Here is an 18,712-nt window from a genome sequence, read left to right as displayed (position 1 = left end):
GCCATTGCGCTGGGCCGCGGAGATAGAACTATGAGCAAGAGAACTTTCCAGCCAAACAACCGTCGTCGTGCCCGCAAGCACGGTTTCCGGGCCCGGATGCGCACCCGCGCCGGTCGTGCGATCCTCGCCACCCGCCGCGCAAAGGGTCGCACCGAACTCTCGGCGTAACCAGCTTCCGGTGCTCGCACGAGCGAACCGGGTACTCCGGCCAGACGATTTCCGCCAAGCGGTACGTCGAGGTCGACGGGTGAGCACCGCGCATGCGGTGCTCTATCTGTACCCGCGGCCCGCTTCTGAACCCACTCGGTTCGGCTTCATCGTGTCAAAAGCGGTGGGTAACGCCGTCACACGCAACCTAGTTCGCCGACGCATGCGTGCCGTGGCGCACGACGTGCTGCCGTCGATGCAAACCGGAGCGGATGTCGTGATGCGGGGACTGCCCGGGGTAGACCAGGTGCCCTGGCAGACACTCGCGAGCGAGCTGACGGACGCGATGAGTACCGGCGCGATGAGCACGGGACGGCCTCGCGCATGACCAAGCTAGCAATGTTCATCTTTCTGTTGCCCCGCAACCTGTGCATCGCCGTGCTCCGCCTGTACCGGCTCGTGATCTCGCCGCTCTACGGCGACGTGTGTCGCTACTACCCCAGCTGTTCCGCATACACTTTGCAGGCGTTCCAACAACACGGAATCCTCAAGGGAGTGTGGCTGGGAAGCCGCCGGATCGCCCGCTGTCATCCGTGGGCGGAAGGCGGGATCGACGACGTTCCCGCACACCGACACCCGCGGTATCTGGTGACGCGACTCGGATTTGTCACGGCGAGTAGCCAAGGAAAGGGCTGACCTCAAAGCAATGGACATTCTTAGCACGATATTGTGGCCCATCAAGTGGGTCATTGAGGCGATCCTCGTCGGCTGGCACACGCTGCTCACGGCGATCGGGCTTCCCGCCGCCGCCGGCATCACTTGGGTGCTGGCCATTGTGGGCCTCACGCTCGTGGTTCGTGCCGCCCTGATCCCCGTCTTCGTGCGCCAGATCAAGTCCCAGCGCCGGATGCTCGAAGTTGCGCCGCAGCTGAAGAAGATCCAGGACAAGTACAAGGGCAAGAAAGACCAGTTCTCGCGCGAGGCCATGTCCCGTGAGACCATGGCGCTCTACAAGCGCACGGGGTCGAACCCGTTGAGCTCATGCCTGCCGCTGCTGATGCAGATGCCCATCTTCTTCGGCCTGTTCTCGGTGCTGAATGACGCATCGAACGAGAAGGGCGCGGGCGTCGGTCTCCTCAACGAGACGCTCGCAATGCAGTTCGCCAATGCGGAGCTTCTCGGTGCTCCCCTGAGCGAGAGCATGTCCACGGCATCCAACAGCTCCGTGATCATCATTGCGATCATCATGATCGTGCTGATGAGCGCCTCGCAGTTCATCACGCAGCTGCAGATCATGGCGAAGAACCAGTCGCCTGAGATGAAGGCCAGCCCGATGTACAAGCAGCAGCGCATCCTGCTGTACATCCTCCCCCTCGTTTTCGCCTTCTCGGGCTTCGCGTTCCCGCTCGGCGTCATGTTCTACTGGCTGACCTCCAACTTCTGGACGATGGCGCAGCAGTTCATCGTTATCCGCAACATGCCGACGCCCGGCAGCGAGGCGGCTCTCGCCCGTGAAGCCCGCATGGCCAAGAAGCGTCAGCGCAAGGACGTCCCCGAGCCAGAACCCGACAGCGCGACGATCGTGCTGGAAGAGCCGAAGAAGACGCAGCGTCCCCAGCCCGTGAGCAAGACCCGTGCCAAGAAGAGTGGTGGGAAAAAGAAGTGACCGACCTGACGAACCCCGAGACGGATCCCGAAACCTACGACCACTCCCCCGAGGTGAGCGGCGACGAGGGTGACGTCGCGGCGGACTACATCGAGGAACTGCTCGACATCACCGACCTGGATGGCGACATCGACATCGACGTTCGGGCCGGCCGCACCTACATCTCCGTGAGCTCCGCCCAGGAGAGCAACCTGCGCGTGCTGTCGAAGCCGGACACCGTGAACGCCTTGCAGGAACTCGCCCGCATCGCGGTTCAGGTCAAGACCGGCGAGTTTTCGCGGCTGATCCTGGACATAGGCGGTTCACGGCAAGCTCGTGAGACCGAGCTCACCCAGCTGGTCGACCGCGCCGTCGAGCGCATCGAGGAGGGCGCGGAGTCCGCGTCGCTGCCCCCGATGTCGAGCTACGAACGCAAGCTCGTGCATGACATCGTGTCCGCGCACGGTTTCTCGTCGGAGTCCGAGGGCGAAGGGCGCGACCGCCACACTGTCATCCGCCGCGCCTAGTTTCACGTGAAACCATGACGATTGTGCAGTTCGAGCCGGAGCCCGCGGCCGCCGCGGAGATCTTTGGCGAACGCCTCGAGCTCGCCCGGGAATTCACCGCGCACCTCGCGAAGTGGGGCGAAGAGCTCGGCCTGATCGGCCCACTGGAACTCCCCCGGCTCTGGACCAGGCACGTTCTGAACTCCGGACTCGTGGCTCCCCTGCTCTGGCCGGAAGCGACGGTCGGTGACATCGGCAGCGGCGCCGGACTGCCCGGCCTGGTGCTGGCGATCGCGCGACCCGACGTGCAGATGGTGCTGATCGAGCCCATGGAGCGTCGCGTCGACTGGCTCACCGCCGAATCCGAGCGCTTGGCGCTCGAGAACGTGACCGTGCTGCGCGCTCGCGCCGAGGACGTCTCACTCCCCCGCCCGCTTGACCAGGTGACCGCGCGCGCGGTCAGCGCGCTGTCCAAGCTCATCCCGATCACCGCTCCCCTGCTTCGATACGGCGGCGAGATGCTCTTCATGAAGGGCGAGCGCGTTCAGGCCGAGCTGGATGCCGCGGCGAAAGTCATCCGGAAGGCGCACCTGGTGAACACTGAGATTCTGGTTCTCGGCGACGGGCTTGTCCCGGAGGTCACCCGCGTCTTTCGGGCTACAGTGGACTAGTCCAACCAGCCGGGCCAGCCTGATGGCAGACCGCAACCGACAATCGAATCAGCCATGTTTCACGTGAAACATTGCTGGCGTGGCACCGTTTTGGTTCCCCGTGAAACATTGCGAATGGAGAGAGCAAACCGGTGACTAGCGCGTACGACGAAACCACCCCGCTCGCGCGGGAAATCGCGGAAATCACCCGTCGTCGACACGCACTGGCAGCGGAAGCACTCCCCGTTCCCCCGCAGACGCGCGTTCTCACGGTCGCCAACCAGAAGGGTGGCGTCGGGAAGACCACGACCACGGTCAATCTGGCCGCCGCACTCGCCCGGGCTGGCGCCCGCGTGCTCGTGATTGACCTTGATCCGCAGGGCAACGCATCCACCGCGCTCAGCGTTGAGCACCGTTCCGACACCGAGAGCGTCTATGACGTGCTGGTAAACGACAAGAACATCGCCGATGTAATCAAGCAGAGCCCGGAATCCGAGAACCTGTTCTGTGTTCCCGCCACGATTCACCTGGCAGGCGCCGAGATCGAACTCGTGTCATTGGTTGCCAGGGAACAGCGCCTGCGCACCGCCCTCGACAAGTTTCTCGCCATGGAAACGGCGGATCCGTTCCACTACGTCTTCATCGACTGCCCTCCCTCGCTCGGACTGCTCACCATCAATGCGTTTGTCGCAGCGCGTGAAGTGCTCATCCCGATCCAGTGCGAGTACTACGCGCTGGAAGGACTCAGCCAGCTCCTGAAGAACATCGAGCTGATCGAACGGCACCTGAACCCGCAGTTGGCGGTGTCGACGATCCTGCTCACAATGTACGACGGGCGCACGAACCTCGCGAACCAGGTGGCGCAGGATGTGCGCGACCACTTCCCCAAGCAGGTTCTGAACACCCTCATCCCCCGCTCGGTGCGGATCTCTGAGGCACCGAGCTACGGGCAGAGCGTGATCAGCTATGACACCAATTCCGCAGGTTCGCTGTCTTACCTGGAGGCGGCGGCCGAGATCGCACGACGGGGAGCACCTGAGTAATGGCAACTAAGCGAACTGGACTCGGCCGAGGCATCGGCGCACTCATCCCCACCGGCGATCAGTCCGCGGGACGCCCCGTCGACGTCTTCTTCCCCACGTCGCTGCAGGTGGTCCAGCAAGCCGAAGAGCTGCTCGCCGTCCCTGGCGCCCGTCTGGCCAGCCTCGACCCGAACGACATCGTTCCGAACGCGCATCAGCCGCGCCTCGAGTTCCGCCAGGAGGAGCTCGAGGAGCTCATCGTGTCGATCCGTGAGATCGGAGTACTGCAGCCGATCGTGGTGCGCCCGATTCCGGATGCCGCGCCCTCTGGTCCGCAGTATGAGCTGATCATGGGCGAGCGCCGGCTGCGCGCCACCAAGGCGCTCGGCCTCGACCGCATCCCCGCGGTGATCAAGAACACCGCGGATGAAGACATGCTGCGGGACGCTCTGCTTGAGAACCTGCACCGCGCCAACCTCAACCCGCTGGAAGAGGCATCCGCCTACCAGCAGTTGCTCGCCGACTTCGGGATCACCCAGGACGAGCTCGCGCAGAGAATTGGCCGGTCACGGCCGCAAATTACCAACACCATCAGGCTTCTTCGGCTCCCCGCCCCGGTACAGAAGCGCGTCGCCGCCGGAGTGCTCACTGCGGGCCACGCTCGCGCCATCCTGTCGGTCGGTGAGCCGGAGGCGATGATCGCCCTGGCAGACAAGATCGTCAACGAAGACCTTTCCGTGCGCGCCGCCGAGGCTGCCGCTGCACGGGTGATGCCCACCACGAAGAAGCAGAAGCCACTGCCCGGTGGGCGCCAGGGACAGTTGAACGAGATCGCGGATCGACTCGGCGATCGGCTGAACACGCGGGTCAAGGTGAACCTGGGTTCATCCAAGGGCTCGATCACCATCGACTTCGCCACCGTCGGGGACCTGAACCGCATCCTCGGCGAACTGGGCGAGCCCGGCTTCAACTAGGTCGCCGGGGACCGCTCCCCGGCCGGGAGTGCAGTGGTGGTCACGCCGCTCCCCCACCTGAAGCACAACCTGGCTGCGCCACTCCCCCGCCGAGCTACCGATGTTTCACGTGAAACATCCGCTGTGCGGCCGGGACGAAGCTCGCCATGAGCAGTGGCGGAGGCCCTTCGCGAGTCTGCCGCAGCGAGGGAGGACTTTTCTCGCGCCTCGCACAGTCACGGAGGACCCTTTTGTCGCCGAGGTTGGCGTCAGGGAGGAGTTCTCGCCCGATCAACGCCCGACGAAGGAAAGAATCTCCTTCGCGAACGAGTTTGTCCCTCCTCTTGGCGAGGTGAAACGTCGGACCGGCTCATCCCGTGCACCACACGTGCGTCTCCCCTGTGCCGCGCCGGGTGCTGCCCTCCAGCGAGTCGGCGTGCGTGCTGGTGACACCGTATGGGCGGCGAGGCCCAGGCAGATGGCGTGAGGTCCGGCGTTTAGTCCTTCGCGCGCGCAGTTAAGGGCCGAATGACAGATCTCACCTGCGTGGTTCACCATAAACCGTGTTGGATGCCGGCAAGTGGACGAAGATCCCGGCCGGCGGTTGGTCGAGTATGCCGCTCCCCCAGGTGGGAATGTTTCACGTGAAACATGGTCCCGCGCGAACGGCGGGTGTTTCACGTGAAACATGGTCTGGGGAGTCGGCTCACCCTCGTTGGTTGAGGAGCGTACGCCAGCGAGCGTCTCGAAACCCCGCCATGCGCCCGTGTGCTTGCCCGGGGAACCGGCTTCGAGACCGCGGGACTCGCAAGCTCGCGCCGCGCCTCAACCAGCTGGGGCCGACGCACTGATTGCTCGCTCCTCACCCAGCAAAAGGAGCGTTGCCCCGATGTTTCACGTGAAACATGCACCGCGTAGTCGGCTCACCCTCGTTGGTTGAGGAGCGAGCGCCAGCGAGCGTCTCGAAACCCGCCATGCGCCCGTGTGCTTGCCCGGAGAACCGGCTTCGAGACCGCGGGGCCCGTAAGCTCGCGCCGCGCCTCAACCAGCGGGCTTGCACTGGCGTTCGGGCCGCAACCAGTGGGGCCAACGGCCGCAACCAGCGGAGGTGACGTGCTGGCACCCGCTCCTCACCCAGCGAATGGAGCGTTGCCCCGGTGTTTCACGTGAAACATTCGTCGCCGGCGGCCCTGTGAGCGCCCGCGAAACGCCCGTTTACTCGGAGAGCACGGCGGCGTCGCGCACCGCTGCCTCGGCCAGCGCCGTGTAGACCCAGCCGAGGTCGTGGTTGGCCGCCTCCAGTGCCTGGGGCAGCAGCGATGTCTCGGTGAGGCCCGGCAGCACGTTCGCCTCCAGGAACCACGGGGTTCCGTCTGCGCTGATAATGAAGTCGATGCGCGACAGGTGCCGGAGGCCGAGGGCGCGGTGCACGGTCAGAGCCGCCTCGGCGGCGCGCTCCGCGACCTCGTCGCTGATTCGAGCGGGTGTGAAGAAGCGGGTCTCCCCCGCGTTGTAGCGCGCCTCGAAGCTGTACACGCCGCTCAGGGGCACGATCTCCACCGCGGGCAGCGCCACCGGTCCGTCACCGGTATCGATGATGCTGATTGCGATCTCGGTGCCGATGATGCGCTCCTCGACCAGGGCGACGTCGCCGTAGGTGTAGGCCTCGACCATGGCACGCGGCAGGTCGGCAACACTGTCGACCAGGGTCACACCCTGCGCGGATCCCCCGCGTGACGGCTTCACCACCAGCGGAACCGACAGCCGCTCGGCCACACTGTGCAGCACGCTGGTGGCGCCCAACTCGCGGAATGCGTCGCGTGAGAGGGTGATCGACAGCGGGGTCGCGACGCCGGATCGACTGGCGATGGTCTTGGCGGTGGGCTTGTCCCAGGCGAGGCGGGACGCGTCCGATCCGGAACCCACGAAGGGGATGCCGGCGAACTCGAGCAGTCCGCGCAGGGCGCCGTCCTCTCCGCTGGCTCCGTGCAGGGCGGGCCACACGACATCCGGCCGATTCTCGGTCAGGTACGGCAGCAGCGACGCGTCGGGGTCACGCAATTCCACCTCGAACCCGTGGGCGGCGAGGCTGTCGGCGACGCGGCGGCCGGAGCGCAGCGAGACATCCCGCTCGTGTGAGATGCCGCCGGCTAGAACGAGAACGCGGTTGATACTGGGGGTCATGATGTCCTAGCTGAGGTTGGCGGGAGGGTTCATCACGCCGTGCTCCGCGTGCTGCGCCAGCGGGCCGGTCTGAGAGAAGGTCTTGAGTAGGTCGAGTTCGCCGTTGACGACGGTCGACAGGCGACGAATGCCCTCGCGGATGAACTCGGGGCTGGGGTAACAGAACGAGAGCCGGATGTTGTTGCGGCCTCCCCCGTCGGCGTAGAACGCGGTGCCGGGGGTATAGGCCACCAGTTCCTTGACGGCGCGCGGCAGCATCGACTTGGAATCCAGGTTCTCGGGCAAGGTCAGCCAAATGAAGAAGCCACCGTTCGGTACCGTCCAAATGGTCTCCGGCAGGAAATCGTCAAGCGCGGTGAGCATCGCATCTCGACGGTCCTTGTAGTAGCCGCGGAAGGTGTCGATCTGACCCTTCCAGTCGGCCTCGTTGAGGTACTCGGTGATCACGGACTGCGCGAAGGAGCTCGGTGACAGGATCGCCGACTCGTTCGCCAGCACCAGCTTCTCGCGGATCGCGTGCGGAGCGAGCGCCCAGCCGACCCGGAATCCGGGCGCGAAGGTCTTTGAGAACGATCCGAGGTACACGATGCCGTCTTCCTCGACCGAGCGCATCGCGTGCGGTGCCGGCTGGCCGAAGTGCAGCAACCCGTACGGGTTGTCTTCGAGGATCAGGATGTGGTTCGCCTTGGCGATCTCGATGATCTCGAGTCGCCGCTCCCAGCTCAGGGTGACGCCTGCCGGGTTGTGGAAGTTCGGAATCAAGTACAGGAGCTTGATTGATCGGCCTTGGGCCTGCAACCGAGCGATGGTTTCGCTCAGCGCGGCGGGGATCATGCCGTCCTCGTCCATCGCGACGTGCGCGACCTCGGCCTGGTAGGAGCGGAACACGCCGATTGCGCCGACGTAGCTGGGGGCCTCCGCCAGCACGATGTCGCCGGGGTTCAGGAACAGGCGGCTGACCAAATCGAGCGCCTGCTGTGACCCGGTGGTGACCACCACGTTGTCGACGGTCCCCCGGATGCCCTCGCTGCTCATCACGCGCAGGATGTGCTCGCGGATCTCGGGGGTTCCCTGTCCGGATCCGTACTGCAGGGCCACCGGCCCCCTGTCGCGCATCACGCGCTCCAGGGCTCCGCTCACCAGTTCGGGCGGCAGGGCGGACACGAAGGGCATGCCGCCGGCCAGAGAGACCACCTCGGGGCGCGAGGCCACGGCGAAGAGCGCTCGCACTTCAGAGGCGCTGAGGCCTGCCGTGCGGTCGGCGTAGCTGTCGTACCACGGGTCGAGATTAGTACCGCGCGGTGATGAGCCCTGTGTTGTCATACAAATGTCCAGTCCACTTTGGTGCATCCAGAATACGCCGGAGCAGCACAAGAGCCCGCCGCGACAGGGTCGGACGGGCTCTCGTGTCTAGCTAAGTGCTGATCAGGCCAGATATTCAGCCAGATCCTGCTCCAACGCAGGCTTCGGCTTGGCACCGATCACGGTCTTCACCACGTTGCCGCCCTGGTACACCTTCATCGCCGGGATCGACGTGATCTGGTATTTCATGGCCGTGGCCGGGTTCTCGTCGACGTTGAGCTTCACGATCTGGATCTTCTCGGAGTGCTCCGCGGCGATCTGGTCGAGGATCGGCGACACCATGCGGCACGGGCCGCACCATTCCGCCCAGAAGTCGACGAGAACAGTCTTGTCGGAGTTCAACACCTCGGCCTCGAACGTGGCGTCGGTCACAGTCTTGGCGACTGACATAGCTTTCCTTCTTTCTATGACGTGCGGGGGAGATCAGGCCTGGACGGCCGCGACCTTGTCAGAGAGTGCTGCGAGATAGTGCTCGGCGTCGAGTGCGGCGACGGTTCCGGATGCCGCGGCGGTGACGGCCTGCCGGTAGGTGGGGTCCACGACATCCCCGGCCGCGAACACGCCAGGCAGGTTGGTGCGCGAGCTGCGCCCCTCGACCGCGATGGTGCCGGTCTCGGTGAGGTCGAGCTGGCCGTGCACCAGGTGGGTGCGCGGGTCGGCGCCGATGGCGATGAACAGCCCGCTGAGGTTCAGCGTGGTCTCGGAGCCGTCGACGGTGTCGAGCAGGCCGACGCCGGTGACGAGGCCCTCGCCGTAGATGTGCTTGACCTCTTTGTTCCAGAGGAACTCGATCTTCGGGTTAGCGAAGGCGCGGTCCTGCATGGTCTTGGAGGCGCGCAGCGAGTCCTTGCGGTGGATCACGTAGACCTTGTCGGCGAACTTGGTGAGGAAGGTGGCCTCCTCCATCGCCGAGTCTCCCCCGCCGACGACCGCGATGGTCTTCTGCTTGAAGAAGAAGCCGTCGCAGGTGGCGCACCAGGAGACGCCCATGCCGCTGAACATGTCCTCTTCGGGCAGGCCAAGCTTGCGGTACGCGGATCCGGTGGCCCAGATCACGCTCTCCGCCTCGAACGTCTCGCCGCTGCCGACGGTGACCTTCTTGATCTCACCGGTGAGGTCGACCGAGGTGACGTCGTCGAGCAGCACCTCGGCGCCGAAGCGCTCCGCCTGCTCCTGGAACTTGGCCATCAGGTCTGGGCCGAGGATCCCCTCGGGGAAGCCGGGGTAGTTCTCGACATCCGTCGTCTTCATTAGCTCGCCACCGGGTTCAACGGAACTCGCAATGACAAGGGGATTCAGGTTGGCACGGGCGGCGTAGATTGCCGCGGTATACCCGGCGGGGCCGGATCCGATGATGATGACGTGGCGCACTGCACACCTTTCGGTTGGGTCTAGCCGGTACAACACATCTTATCCGGGCCATATTCCGTGAGTCTGTGCGCGCCCGGACTAGGAACGGCGGATGCGGCGCAGCACCGGGCCGGCGAAATCGAGCATCTGCGGGTTGCGGAAAAGCAGCAGAAGGCCGCCGTAGACGGCCGCCATGGCGGAACCGGCGAGCACGATTGTGAGGACAGCCGGGATCGGGCCGGATGTCGCGAATCCATCCGGGCTCAGCCCACCCATGCTGGTGACGATTCCGGCGCCGACGACCGCGGCCGGAATCATCGCGGCGGTGAATCCGAGGTGCGCGGTGACCATCGGCAGCAGTTTCGCGCCGGGAAGGCGCTTGCGCAGCACGAGCGCCGAGATCAAAGCCTGCACGGTGCCGGCGACGGTGACCACCACGGCAATGCCGATGGCGATCCGGTCCACCGGCAGCTGGGCGACCGCGAGCAGGCCGGCCACGGCGATGGCACCCTGCACGAGCTGGTACAGGAACGGCGTCCTGGTGTCTTCAAGGGCGTAGAAGGCACGCTGCATCAGGAACAGCATGCTGAACGGCACCAGCCCGAACAGATACGCCACGAGCACCAGGGCCATCGAGGTGACGACGGAGAAGTCGTCGGTGAACAGACGCGCGAACGGGAAGGAGATGGCCATCAGCCCGATCGCGCAGAACACCACCAGCAGGCCGTTGGAGCGGAGGCTGGCACCGAGATCCACGCGGAGTGCGTTCAGGTCGCCATCGCGGGCGTGCCGGCTCATCCGGGGGAAGTAGACGGTGGCGATCGAGAAGGTCACGATGCCGTGCGGCAGCATGAAGATCAGCCAGGCGTAGCGCAGCACGGCAACCGAGGCGTCGTCATCCGAACCCGCGGCGATCGACGCGACCCTGGTCTGGATGATCCCGGCGATCTGGGTGATCAGGATCATGCCGAACATCCACGAGGCCGTCTTGCCGGTTTGCCGAAGGCCCATCCCCCGCCAGCGGAAATCGGGGCGGAAGCGCAGCCCTGCCTTCTTCCAGAACAGGAACAGCACGAGGGCCTGCACGGCGATGCCGAGCGTGGCGCTGCCGGCGATCAGGGCGACCTGGGCCGGGGTCCAGGAATCGACCGAGCGGTGGGCGGGGTCGGTGCCGTAGAGCAGCGCGAAGCCGATGATGCCGGCGATCGCGACGATGTTGTTCAGCGCCGGCGCCCAGGTGAACGGGCCGAACACGTGCCGGGCGTTCAGCACCTCTCCGAGCAGGCTGTACAGGGCGTAGAAGAACACCTGAGGCAGGCACCAGTACGCGAACGCCGTCGCGAGGGCGAACTGCTCCTGATCCAGGCCGCGGCCGCCACCGTCGCTCGAGGCGGCGTACAGCTGCACCAGCCAGGGGGCGGCGAGGGTGGCGGCGAGGCCCGCGATCGCGAAGATCACGATGCCGAGGGTGACCAGCTTGTTGATGTACCGGGCGCCCCCGTCAGCATCCAGGCCGGCGCGCACAATGCGCGGGACCAGCACGGCACTGAGCACACCGCCGGCCACGATGGCATAGATGCTGTTGGGGAGGCCGTTCGCGATGGCGAACAGGTTCGCGCCGGAGCCGACCGCGCCGATCGTGGTCGACAGCAGGATGGCGCTGACGAACCCGAGCACGCGCGAGACCATGGTTCCGGAGGCCAGCAGGGCGCTCGCCCGGCGCATCGCGCCACGTTCGGCGGGCTGTTCCGGCGTGAGTCCGTCAGTCACCGGTGGTCTCCATGGCGTCGATTCTCTCGCTGCCGACATCCGCTGCCGCTGCTTCCTTGCGGCGGCGCAGGATGTTGCGGGTGATGCCGATGCCGAACACCACAGCCATGATCACGGCCACCGCGATGGTTCCTGCGGTCTCCCAGCCGGCCTGCACGTTGACCCGGATGATCATCGGCTGCCCGATCTGAACACCGGGGGTGCTGGTCAGGGTGACCCGCACCGGCACGTTGCCGTTGGCGACGGACTGCACCGGAACCGGCACGTTGCGCTGCGATTCAGGCTCGAGCGTCACCGACACGCTGCGCTCCTGCACCGCGAGCCCGGCGGTGAGCGGGTCGACGGTGAGGGTCACGGTCACCGGCTGATCCAGGTCGTTACGCACGGCGATCGGCAGATCGGGGCGGTCGGCGAGCACCAGGATCTGGCCACGGTCGACCACGTGCACCGACGAGCGCAGCGCAGCGCTCTCGTCCAGGAACTGCGAAATCGCCGCAGGCCAGTCGCCGGATGTCGCGCGCCACCGGTTCGACATCACCGCGAGCAGCGCGAGGCGCCGCTCGGACGTGATGATCGACGGATCCGCTGCTACCGTCGCGAAGGCGGCATCGGCGCCATCTGCCTGCAGCGCGGCGGTCATCTGGTTGAGCACCTCGGGGCTGTGCGCCTCGTCTACCAGGTTGGCCTCGGTAGGGGGCAACGCCAGCACCGCATCGAGCGTCGCGGGGTTCGCCCAGGGCAGTGATTCGAGCGTTGTCGCCGTCTCGGCGAGCCGGAAACCGCTCGGCTGCGTGCGATCCAGGGTGGCGAGTGCCGTGCGTCCGTGGCCATCGGTGCCCGCCATCGTGGCCAGCACGGCAGAGAGCCTGGCCATCTCCTGCTGCCACTGCGCGGTGGAGACGGCACCCACGGCGGCATCGAGCAGGCGTGACACGAGAGAGTGCGAGATGACCGCGCTCTGATCGGCGACGTTCACATGGGCGGAGGTGCCCTCCCCGTCAACGTTGCCGGACGCGAGAATGAGGTTCTGGTAGCCCGCAGCGGAGAGCGGCGGCAGGTCGGCCGTCGTGACGGTGTCCGCCGCCGGCCAGCCGATAGACGCCGACGCTGACGGCCAGGCCAGCAGGTCTTCCGGGCCGGGCAACGCCACCTGGTCTGGCTCGCTCGTGGGTGACGGCGTTGCGGTCTGAGTGGCCCCGGGTTCTTCCTCCGGCGCGGCAAATCGTGCGGGATCCAGCGCGAAGGCAAAGCTCTCGGGCTGCACCACCGCGCCAGAGCCGGCTTGCAAGGCAGCCGTCAGGTCGGAGTCGGCGTAGCTCAGGGTGAACGTGTCGTTCGGCAAGGACTCGAGTCGCGACATCCAGTCCACTGCGCTCTGTGGGGCATCGGAGCCCAGAACTCGAATCGAGGCGAGGATCATCGGGTCGATCGCGATCGCCAGCGGGAAGGCCGCGGTCGATGCCGCGGTCAGCTGCCGGGTGAGCAGCCCGGTGCTGCCCGTGTAGCCCTCGAGCTTGTCGGCGTCGATCAGGCCGGTGGGCTCTCGCGGCACCACCAGGGGCATGACGACACCGAGGTTGACCGCCGCGGTGGCATCGGCCGGTTGCCACACGATGGCGCTGCGCGCCTCGGCGAGTTCACCGTCCTCATCGCCGAACTCGACGGTGACGGGGTATGCGCCGGTCACCGTCGCGGTGAGACCCAGCTCGGCCGCGGGAACGTCGAAGACCAGCTCGGTGGTGCTGCGCGGGTCGATGGTCACATCGCCGTGGGTTGCCACGGCATGGCCGATCGGCTCGGCATCCTGTTCCGGCTCGGTCTCGAGCCATTCGCCCAGTTCCGCGGCCGAATCGAAGCGGTTCGCGGCGAAGTGCAGGCTGGCCTCACCCGCGGTCAGGGTGGAGCTGCCGTTGTTGGCGACCGTAACGGTGACCCGCAGGTTTGTGCCGGGGCGCACCACGCCCAGCGCGTCGGGCACGGCCATCAGCGAGACGCGTTGCGCATCGGATGTCTCGGACGGTTCGGGTGTCTGGGTCGCCGTGGCCAGAGACGACGCACCCACTCCGGTCAAGCCCAGCACCAGCGCCAGAATGGCGCGAAGTGGCTTCATGGGCATAGACCGACCCCGTGAATCCGCTCGGCCGACATGCCACCGAGTCTAGACTCTAGGGATATGGTGAGCGTCGCTTCAGCGGTCAGGCGACTGCATAAACTCGCGGAATCCGCATCTATTTCACGACTGTCTGCCAGCTTTCAGGGCGCCGGTCGCGAACTGGCATTGGTCGGAGGCCCGGTTCGGGATGCCTTCCTGGACCGTCCGCTGAACGACCTCGACTTCACCACCGACGCGACGCCCGACGAGATCCTGGCCATCGTGAAGCCGATCGCCGACGCGCACTGGGACATCGGCCGGGACTTCGGCACCATCGGCGCGCGGATCGACGGTCTCACCGTGGAGATCACCACGTATCGCACGGATGCCTATGACGGCCAGACCCGCAAACCGGTAGTGGAATTCGGCGACTCGTTGGAGGCCGACCTGGTGCGCCGCGATTTCACGGTGAACTCAATGGCGCTGCGGCTGCCGGAGCTGGTGCTGGTCGACCCGTCCGGCGGCGTCGACGACCTGCTCGCGCAGACCTTGCGCACCCCGGCCGCCCCGGAGGTGTCGTTCGGTGACGACCCGCTGCGGATGATGCGGGCCGCCCGGTTCGTCTCGCAGCTCGGGTTCATCGTCGATGACGCGGCGCACGCGGCGATGATCGAGCTCGCCCCGCGCATCGACATGGTCAGCGCCGAGCGGGTGCACGACGAGTTGTCGAAACTGTTGCTCACCGACGCGCCGGGCGACGGCATCCGTCTGCTGGTGGAGACCGGCCTTGCCGCCGAGGTGCTTCCGGAGATTCCGGCGCTGAAACTGGAGCGTGATGAGCACGCCCATCACAAGGACGTGTACGAGCACAGTCTCACCGTCCTGGATCAGGCGATCGAGCTGGAGAAGTCGCGCGACCACTCCCCTGACCTCGTGTTGCGCCTCGCCGCGCTGCTGCACGACATCGGCAAGCCCGGCACCCGGCGCTTCGAGGCGGGCGGCGTGGTCAGTTTCCACCACCATGACGTTGTTGGGTCGAAGCTTGCGGTGCGCCGGCTGAAGGCGCTGCGTTTCGACAAGGACACCATCACCGCGGTGGCGCGACTGATCGAACTGCACCTGAGGTTCTTCGGCTACACCGACGGCGTCTGGACCGACTCCGCGGTGCGGCGATACGTGCGCGACGCCGGTGACCAGCTTGAGCGGTTACACATCCTGACCCGCGCCGACGTCACCACCCGCAACCGGCGCAAGGCCGACCGGCTGTCGTTCGCCTACGACGACCTGGAGAAGCGGATCGCGGCGCTCTCCCAGGAGGAGGAGCTGGCCGCCATCCGTCCCGACCTCGACGGCGAGCAGATCATGGCGATCCTGGGCATCCGCCCGGGACCGGAGGTCGGCCGGGCCTACAAGTACCTGCTGGAGGTGCGGCTCGACGAGGGCCCACTCGACCCTGCCACCGCCGAGCAGCGGCTGCGCGACTGGTGGGCGACGCAGGCGGGTTAGCCTGCGGCGGCGTCCTAGCCTGCGGCATCGTCGTCTGCGGCGGTAACCGGTCGAGTGGGTTACGGCGAGGCGGCGTCGACGGGGCCCTCGGGCTGCTCGGACGGTAAAAGGCCGCTCAGGAGGACGTTTTCGCGAAAGTAGTCCTACCGAGCGCGCGATCTCCTTCGCTCCGGCTTACCCCGGGGCGTTTGCGCCTCTGCCCGCCGCGTAACCTGCCGTGCGGGTTACTTGGTCGTCGCCTCGATGAAGGCCTCGAGCAGCTCGCGGGCGATGTGGTCGGGGTACTGCACGGCGGGGGACTTCATGAAGTAGGCGGATGCCGCCTCCACCGGGCCGCCCATCCCGGCGTCCTTCGCGAGCTTCGCGGCGCGGATGGCGTCGATGACCACGCCGGCGGAATTCGGCGAGTCCCAGACCTCGAGCTTGTACTCCAGCGAGGTGGGCGCGTTGCCGAAGCCGTGGCCCTCCAGTCGCACGTAGGCGAACTTGCGGTCCTCCAGCCACGGCACGTGATCGCTCGGCCCGATGTGCACGTCGTTCGCGTGGATCTCGGCGTCGATGTTGCTCGTGACCGACTGGGTCTTCGAGATCTTCTTCGACTCGAGCCGGGTGCGTTCCAGCATGTTCTTGAAGTCCATGTTGCCGCCGACGTTCAGCTGGTAGGTGCGGTCCAGCACCAGGCCGCGCTGTTCGAACAGGCGCGCCAGCACACGGTGGGTGATGGTGGCGCCGAACTGGCTCTTGATGTCATCGCCGACGATCGGCACACCGGCATCCGCGAACTTCTTCGCCCACACCGGGTCGCTCGCGATGAAGACCGGCAGCGCGTTCACGAACGCGACGCCGGCATCGATGGCGGCCTGAGCGTAGAACCGGGCGGCCTCCTCGGAGCCCACCGGCAGGTAGCAGACCAGCACGTCTGCCCCGGATGCCCGAAGCACCTCCGCGACATCCACCACCGCGACATCCGACTCCTCGACCACCGCGCGGTAGTACTCCCCCAACCCGTCGAGGGTGGGTCCGCGCTGCACGGTGACCCCGGTCGCCGGCACGTCCGAGAACTTCAGGGTGTTGTTCTGGCCGGCCCAGATGGCGTCGGCGAGGTCGGACCCGACCTTGTCGGCATCGACGTCGAAGGCGGCGACGAACTCGACGTCGCGCACCGCGTACGGCCCGAACCGGGTGTGCATGAGTCCCGGAATCACCTCGTCATCGGCGGCCGACGCGTAGAAGGTGATGCCCTGCACCAGGGAGGATGCACAGTTGCCGACGCCGGCGATGGCTACGCGAATGGTCATACGGGTACTGCTCCTTGCTGTGGAGGGGGATGTCTGACTACACTAGGCAGGTTGTCTCCCGCCATTTCGCGCGGGGCAACGACGCACAACCCTCCTGTTACAGACCGTCTGTAGCCGTTTTTAGTCCAAAGGAGGTGGGTTAGTGACGCATCAGTACGAACTCATGGTGATCCTCGATCCGGAGATCGACGAGCGAACCGTGGCACCCAGCCTAGACAAGTTCCTCAACGTCATCCGTACCGATGGGGGAACCATCGATAACGTTGACATCTGGGGCCGCCGTCGCCTGGCTTACGAGATCAACAAGAAGACCGAAGGCATCTACGCCGTCGTGCAGCTCACTGCGAACCCTGCCTCGGTCACCGAGCTGGATCGTCAGCTGTCGCTGTCCGAAGCCGTCATGCGCACCAAGGTGCTGCGTGCCGAAGAAGGCATCGCTCAGGTCGCCGCCGCTAAGAAGCTGGCAGACGAGAAGGCCGCCCGCAAGGCTGCCGCTCCCGCCAAGGCCCCTGCTAAGGCAGCAGAGTAGATCATGGCCGGCGAGACCGTCATCACGGTAGTGGGCAACCTCACCGCTGACCCCGAACTGCGTTACACGCAGGGCGGGCTCGCAGTCGCGAACTTCACGATCGCCTCCACTCCCCGCACCTTCGACCGTGCCTCGAATGACTGGAAAGATGGCGAAGCCCTCTTCCTGCGCGCCAGTGTCTGGCGCGAGTTCGCGGAGCACGTCGCCGGTTCGCTGACCAAGGGCAGCCGCGTCGTCGCGACCGGTCGCCTGCGCCAGCGTTCCTACGAGACGAAGGAAGGCGAGAAGCGCACGTCGATCGAACTTGAGATCGACGAGATCGGCCCGTCGTTGCGATACGCAACGGCGCAGGTCACTCGCACCTCGAGCACCGGCGGCGGAGGCGGAGGTCGCTCACAGGGCGGCCAGGTTGCTGAAGAGCCGTGGGCGCCGAGCGCGCCCGCTGCATCCGGTGCTTCCGGCGGAGACGTCTGGAACACGCCTGGCAGCTACAACGACGAAACCCCCTTCTAAACAGTCGCCCGCGACCGTTTAGAGGAAGAATTTTAGGAAAGAAGAAACAATGGCTGGAAAGAGCAGCGGCGACCGCCGCAAGCCACTCCGCGGAGCCAAGGGCGGCAAGAACGCCGCCCCCGCGAAGTCGATCCGCGTTGGGGTCATCGATTACAAGGATGTCGCAACCCTTCGCAAATTCATCTCCGAGCGGGGAAAGATCCGCGCTCGTCGCATCACGGGTGTCTCCGTGCAGGAACAGCGCCTGATCGCGCGTGCCGTCAAGAACGCGCGCGAAATGGCATTGCTCCCCTACGCCGGTTCCGGCAGATAGGGAACAGGGACATGTCGAAATTGATTCTGACGCACGAGGTCACTGGCCTCGGTTCCGCGGGTGACGTCATTGACGTCAAGAACGGTTACGCCCGCAACTTTCTCGTTCCCCAGGGTCTCGCAGTGGCGTGGACTCGCGGTGGCGAGAAGCAGGTCGACTCGATCAAGGCCGCTCGCGTTGCACGCGAGCTCGCCACGATCGAAGAGGCCCACGACCTGAAGGCCAAGCTCGAGGCCCGCAAGGTCACGCTCACGGTCAAGGCCGGGGCAGAGGGACGCCTGTTCGGTTCTGTGAAGAACGCGGACATCGCCGACGCCGTTCAGGCTGCCGGCATTGGCGCCATCGACAAGCGCAAGATCGAGATCCCCACCGCCATCAAGGTGGTCGGTGAGCACGAGGCGACTCTTCGCCTGCGTGAGGACCTCGTGGCAACGATCACCCTTCAGGTGGTTGCAGCCAAGAAGTAGGTAACTCTACGGGTGGTAGCGGCGAGCTGTGATGCTCGCCGCTACTGCTGTTTAAGGCACCGTGTCAAGAGGTTTTGTGCACAGGACTGGGCAATTCCGCTGAACCCTCAACCACCGCTCTAGACAACTTTCTACACACATCCTGTGCACTACAAAAGCGCTGGTCAGCATCGTGTTTTCTGAAAACTAACGTCAAAGTTCCACAGGTCTCTCCACAGGCAGTGCACACGCTTCCCGGCGTTTCGCGCCAGTTGTCCACAAAGTTATCCACAGCCCCATTTTGGGAGGCGTGGCGCAGCTCCCTACAGTGATGCGCAGCCCATCTCAGATCGACATGCCCGGGGGCCCTGCATTGGCGTGTCGGTCGTAGCCGGTAGAACGAGTAGTGAACCGGCCAAGCACCAC

Annotated in this window: 20 protein-coding genes; 13 read left to right on the top strand and 7 right to left on the bottom strand. The window is 65.7% G+C overall.

Going from position 1 to position 18,712, the window contains the following annotated elements:
- The first annotated feature begins 30 nt into the window (after window positions 1-30).
- From rpmH to HCT51_RS18575, 8 genes are all read left to right on the top strand, one after another.
- Entirely contained in the window at window positions 31-168 is a 138-nt protein-coding gene (gene rpmH / locus HCT51_RS18610; protein ID WP_166876728.1) for a 50S ribosomal protein L34, read from the top strand.
- Window positions 169-178: 10 nt separating this feature from the next.
- The gene (gene rnpA, locus HCT51_RS18605) at window positions 179-535 is read left to right on the top strand and encodes a ribonuclease P protein component (protein WP_166876731.1); all 357 of its coding nucleotides are present in this window, start codon (window positions 179-181) and stop codon (window positions 533-535) included.
- A complete protein-coding gene (gene yidD / locus HCT51_RS18600; protein ID WP_166876736.1) occupies window positions 532-843 on the top strand; it encodes a membrane protein insertion efficiency factor YidD in 312 nt (103 codons plus the stop codon). The genes rnpA and yidD overlap by 4 nt, the downstream gene beginning before the upstream one ends.
- Before the next feature lie 10 nt (window positions 844-853).
- On the top strand, window positions 854-1,813 hold the full coding sequence (gene yidC, locus HCT51_RS18595; protein ID WP_166876739.1) for a membrane protein insertase YidC: 960 nt from the start codon (window positions 854-856) through the stop codon (window positions 1,811-1,813).
- Between the two features lie 5 nt (window positions 1,814-1,818).
- Window positions 1,819-2,319 carry a Jag family protein gene (locus tag HCT51_RS18590; RefSeq protein WP_166876950.1) on the top strand — a complete coding sequence of 167 codons (501 nt, stop codon included), beginning with the start codon at window positions 1,819-1,821 and terminating at the stop codon, window positions 2,317-2,319.
- A gap of 14 nt (window positions 2,320-2,333) precedes the next feature.
- A complete protein-coding gene (gene rsmG, locus HCT51_RS18585) occupies window positions 2,334-2,969 on the top strand; it encodes a 16S rRNA (guanine(527)-N(7))-methyltransferase RsmG (RefSeq protein ID WP_166876742.1) in 636 nt (211 codons plus the stop codon).
- A 131-nt stretch (window positions 2,970-3,100) separates the two neighbouring features.
- Window positions 3,101-3,991: a ParA family protein gene (locus HCT51_RS18580; protein ID WP_279588079.1), complete on the top strand. Its 891-nt coding sequence runs from the start codon at window positions 3,101-3,103 to the stop codon at window positions 3,989-3,991.
- Window positions 3,991-4,944 (top strand): ParB/RepB/Spo0J family partition protein, encoded by a 954-nt coding sequence (locus HCT51_RS18575; protein ID WP_166876745.1) that lies wholly within the window; start codon window positions 3,991-3,993, stop codon window positions 4,942-4,944. The genes HCT51_RS18580 and HCT51_RS18575 overlap by 1 nt, the downstream gene beginning before the upstream one ends.
- A 1,194-nt stretch (window positions 4,945-6,138) precedes the next feature.
- Here HCT51_RS18575 and HCT51_RS18570 read toward each other — a convergent pair.
- The 6 genes from HCT51_RS18570 to HCT51_RS18545 all read right to left on the bottom strand — a co-directional run bounded on the left by HCT51_RS18570 (window position 6,139) and on the right by HCT51_RS18545 (window position 13,699).
- Window positions 6,139-7,107 (bottom strand): D-alanine--D-alanine ligase family protein, encoded by a 969-nt coding sequence (locus tag HCT51_RS18570; RefSeq protein WP_166876748.1) that lies wholly within the window; start codon window positions 7,105-7,107, stop codon window positions 6,139-6,141.
- Between the two features lie 6 nt (window positions 7,108-7,113).
- A complete protein-coding gene (locus HCT51_RS18565) occupies window positions 7,114-8,430 on the bottom strand; it encodes an aminotransferase-like domain-containing protein (RefSeq protein WP_166876753.1) in 1,317 nt (438 codons plus the stop codon).
- 102 nt (window positions 8,431-8,532) lie between these two features.
- On the bottom strand, window positions 8,533-8,859 hold the full coding sequence (gene trxA / locus HCT51_RS18560; protein ID WP_166876759.1) for a thioredoxin: 327 nt from the start codon (window positions 8,857-8,859) through the stop codon (window positions 8,533-8,535).
- Between the two features lie 33 nt (window positions 8,860-8,892).
- A complete protein-coding gene (gene trxB / locus HCT51_RS18555; RefSeq protein WP_166876762.1) occupies window positions 8,893-9,840 on the bottom strand; it encodes a thioredoxin-disulfide reductase in 948 nt (315 codons plus the stop codon).
- A 78-nt stretch (window positions 9,841-9,918) separates the two neighbouring features.
- The gene (murJ, locus tag HCT51_RS18550) at window positions 9,919-11,589 is read right to left on the bottom strand and encodes a murein biosynthesis integral membrane protein MurJ (RefSeq protein ID WP_224760586.1); all 1,671 of its coding nucleotides are present in this window, start codon (window positions 11,587-11,589) and stop codon (window positions 9,919-9,921) included.
- On the bottom strand, window positions 11,582-13,699 hold the full coding sequence (locus HCT51_RS18545) for a DUF6049 family protein (protein ID WP_166876770.1): 2,118 nt from the start codon (window positions 13,697-13,699) through the stop codon (window positions 11,582-11,584). Before HCT51_RS18545 ends, murJ begins: the two co-directional genes overlap by 8 nt.
- Window positions 13,700-13,762: 63 nt before the next feature.
- Here HCT51_RS18545 and HCT51_RS18540 point away from each other — a divergent pair, with 63 nt between their 5' ends.
- Window positions 13,763-15,187, top strand: a complete 1,425-nt coding sequence (locus HCT51_RS18540; protein ID WP_166876775.1) for a CCA tRNA nucleotidyltransferase — start codon at window positions 13,763-13,765, stop codon at window positions 15,185-15,187.
- A gap of 224 nt (window positions 15,188-15,411) precedes the next feature.
- Here HCT51_RS18540 and HCT51_RS18535 read toward each other — a convergent pair whose 3' ends face one another.
- Window positions 15,412-16,485 carry an inositol-3-phosphate synthase gene (locus HCT51_RS18535; RefSeq protein WP_166876781.1) on the bottom strand — a complete coding sequence of 358 codons (1,074 nt, stop codon included), beginning with the start codon at window positions 16,483-16,485 and terminating at the stop codon, window positions 15,412-15,414.
- Window positions 16,486-16,627: 142 nt separating this feature from the next.
- Between HCT51_RS18535 and rpsF the strand changes: the two genes are divergently transcribed.
- From rpsF to rplI, 4 genes are read left to right on the top strand one after another with little or no spacing between them, the layout of a single operon-like run.
- The gene (rpsF, locus tag HCT51_RS18530) at window positions 16,628-17,014 is read left to right on the top strand and encodes a 30S ribosomal protein S6 (protein ID WP_166876786.1); all 387 of its coding nucleotides are present in this window, start codon (window positions 16,628-16,630) and stop codon (window positions 17,012-17,014) included.
- 3 nt (window positions 17,015-17,017) lie between these two features.
- Entirely contained in the window at window positions 17,018-17,527 is a 510-nt protein-coding gene (locus HCT51_RS18525; RefSeq protein WP_166876790.1) for a single-stranded DNA-binding protein, read from the top strand.
- A 49-nt stretch (window positions 17,528-17,576) separates the two neighbouring features.
- Complete coding sequence (gene rpsR, locus HCT51_RS18520) at window positions 17,577-17,840, top strand: 30S ribosomal protein S18 (RefSeq protein ID WP_012039648.1); 264 nt, start codon at window positions 17,577-17,579, stop codon at window positions 17,838-17,840.
- An 11-nt stretch (window positions 17,841-17,851) separates the two neighbouring features.
- On the top strand, window positions 17,852-18,307 hold the full coding sequence (gene rplI, locus HCT51_RS18515; RefSeq protein WP_166876794.1) for a 50S ribosomal protein L9: 456 nt from the start codon (window positions 17,852-17,854) through the stop codon (window positions 18,305-18,307).
- The last annotated feature ends 405 nt before the right edge of the window (window positions 18,308-18,712 follow it).

The organism is Salinibacterium sp. ZJ450 (assembly GCF_011751885.2).
Lineage (GTDB): Bacteria > Actinomycetota > Actinomycetes > Actinomycetales > Microbacteriaceae > Ruicaihuangia.
The sequence above is the reverse complement of the archived record's forward strand: the minus strand, read 5'-3'. Positions and strand labels throughout refer to the sequence as shown.

What these genes read in the sequence shown, in the direction of transcription:
- HCT51_RS18565 (WP_166876753.1), bottom strand. Translation starts at nt 8,430, where the DNA reads ATGACAACACAGGGCTCATCACCGCGCGGTACTAATCTCGACCCGTGG.
- rsmG (WP_166876742.1), top strand. Translation starts at nt 2,334, where the DNA reads ATGACGATTGTGCAGTTCGAGCCGGAGCCCGCGGCCGCCGCGGAGATC.
- trxA (WP_166876759.1), bottom strand. Translation starts at nt 8,859, where the DNA reads ATGTCAGTCGCCAAGACTGTGACCGACGCCACGTTCGAGGCCGAGGTG.
- rpmH (WP_166876728.1), top strand. Translation starts at nt 31, where the DNA reads ATGAGCAAGAGAACTTTCCAGCCAAACAACCGTCGTCGTGCCCGCAAG.
- HCT51_RS18545 (WP_166876770.1), bottom strand. Translation starts at nt 13,699, where the DNA reads ATGAAGCCACTTCGCGCCATTCTGGCGCTGGTGCTGGGCTTGACCGGA.
- HCT51_RS18570 (WP_166876748.1), bottom strand. Translation starts at nt 7,107, where the DNA reads ATGACCCCCAGTATCAACCGCGTTCTCGTTCTAGCCGGCGGCATCTCA.
- yidC (WP_166876739.1), top strand. Translation starts at nt 854, where the DNA reads ATGGACATTCTTAGCACGATATTGTGGCCCATCAAGTGGGTCATTGAG.
- HCT51_RS18575 (WP_166876745.1), top strand. Translation starts at nt 3,991, where the DNA reads ATGGCAACTAAGCGAACTGGACTCGGCCGAGGCATCGGCGCACTCATC.
- HCT51_RS18525 (WP_166876790.1), top strand. Translation starts at nt 17,018, where the DNA reads ATGGCCGGCGAGACCGTCATCACGGTAGTGGGCAACCTCACCGCTGAC.
- yidD (WP_166876736.1), top strand. Translation starts at nt 532, where the DNA reads ATGACCAAGCTAGCAATGTTCATCTTTCTGTTGCCCCGCAACCTGTGC.
- HCT51_RS18540 (WP_166876775.1), top strand. Translation starts at nt 13,763, where the DNA reads ATGGTGAGCGTCGCTTCAGCGGTCAGGCGACTGCATAAACTCGCGGAA.
- HCT51_RS18535 (WP_166876781.1), bottom strand. Translation starts at nt 16,485, where the DNA reads ATGACCATTCGCGTAGCCATCGCCGGCGTCGGCAACTGTGCATCCTCC.
- rpsR (WP_012039648.1), top strand. Translation starts at nt 17,577, where the DNA reads ATGGCTGGAAAGAGCAGCGGCGACCGCCGCAAGCCACTCCGCGGAGCC.
- rplI (WP_166876794.1), top strand. Translation starts at nt 17,852, where the DNA reads ATGTCGAAATTGATTCTGACGCACGAGGTCACTGGCCTCGGTTCCGCG.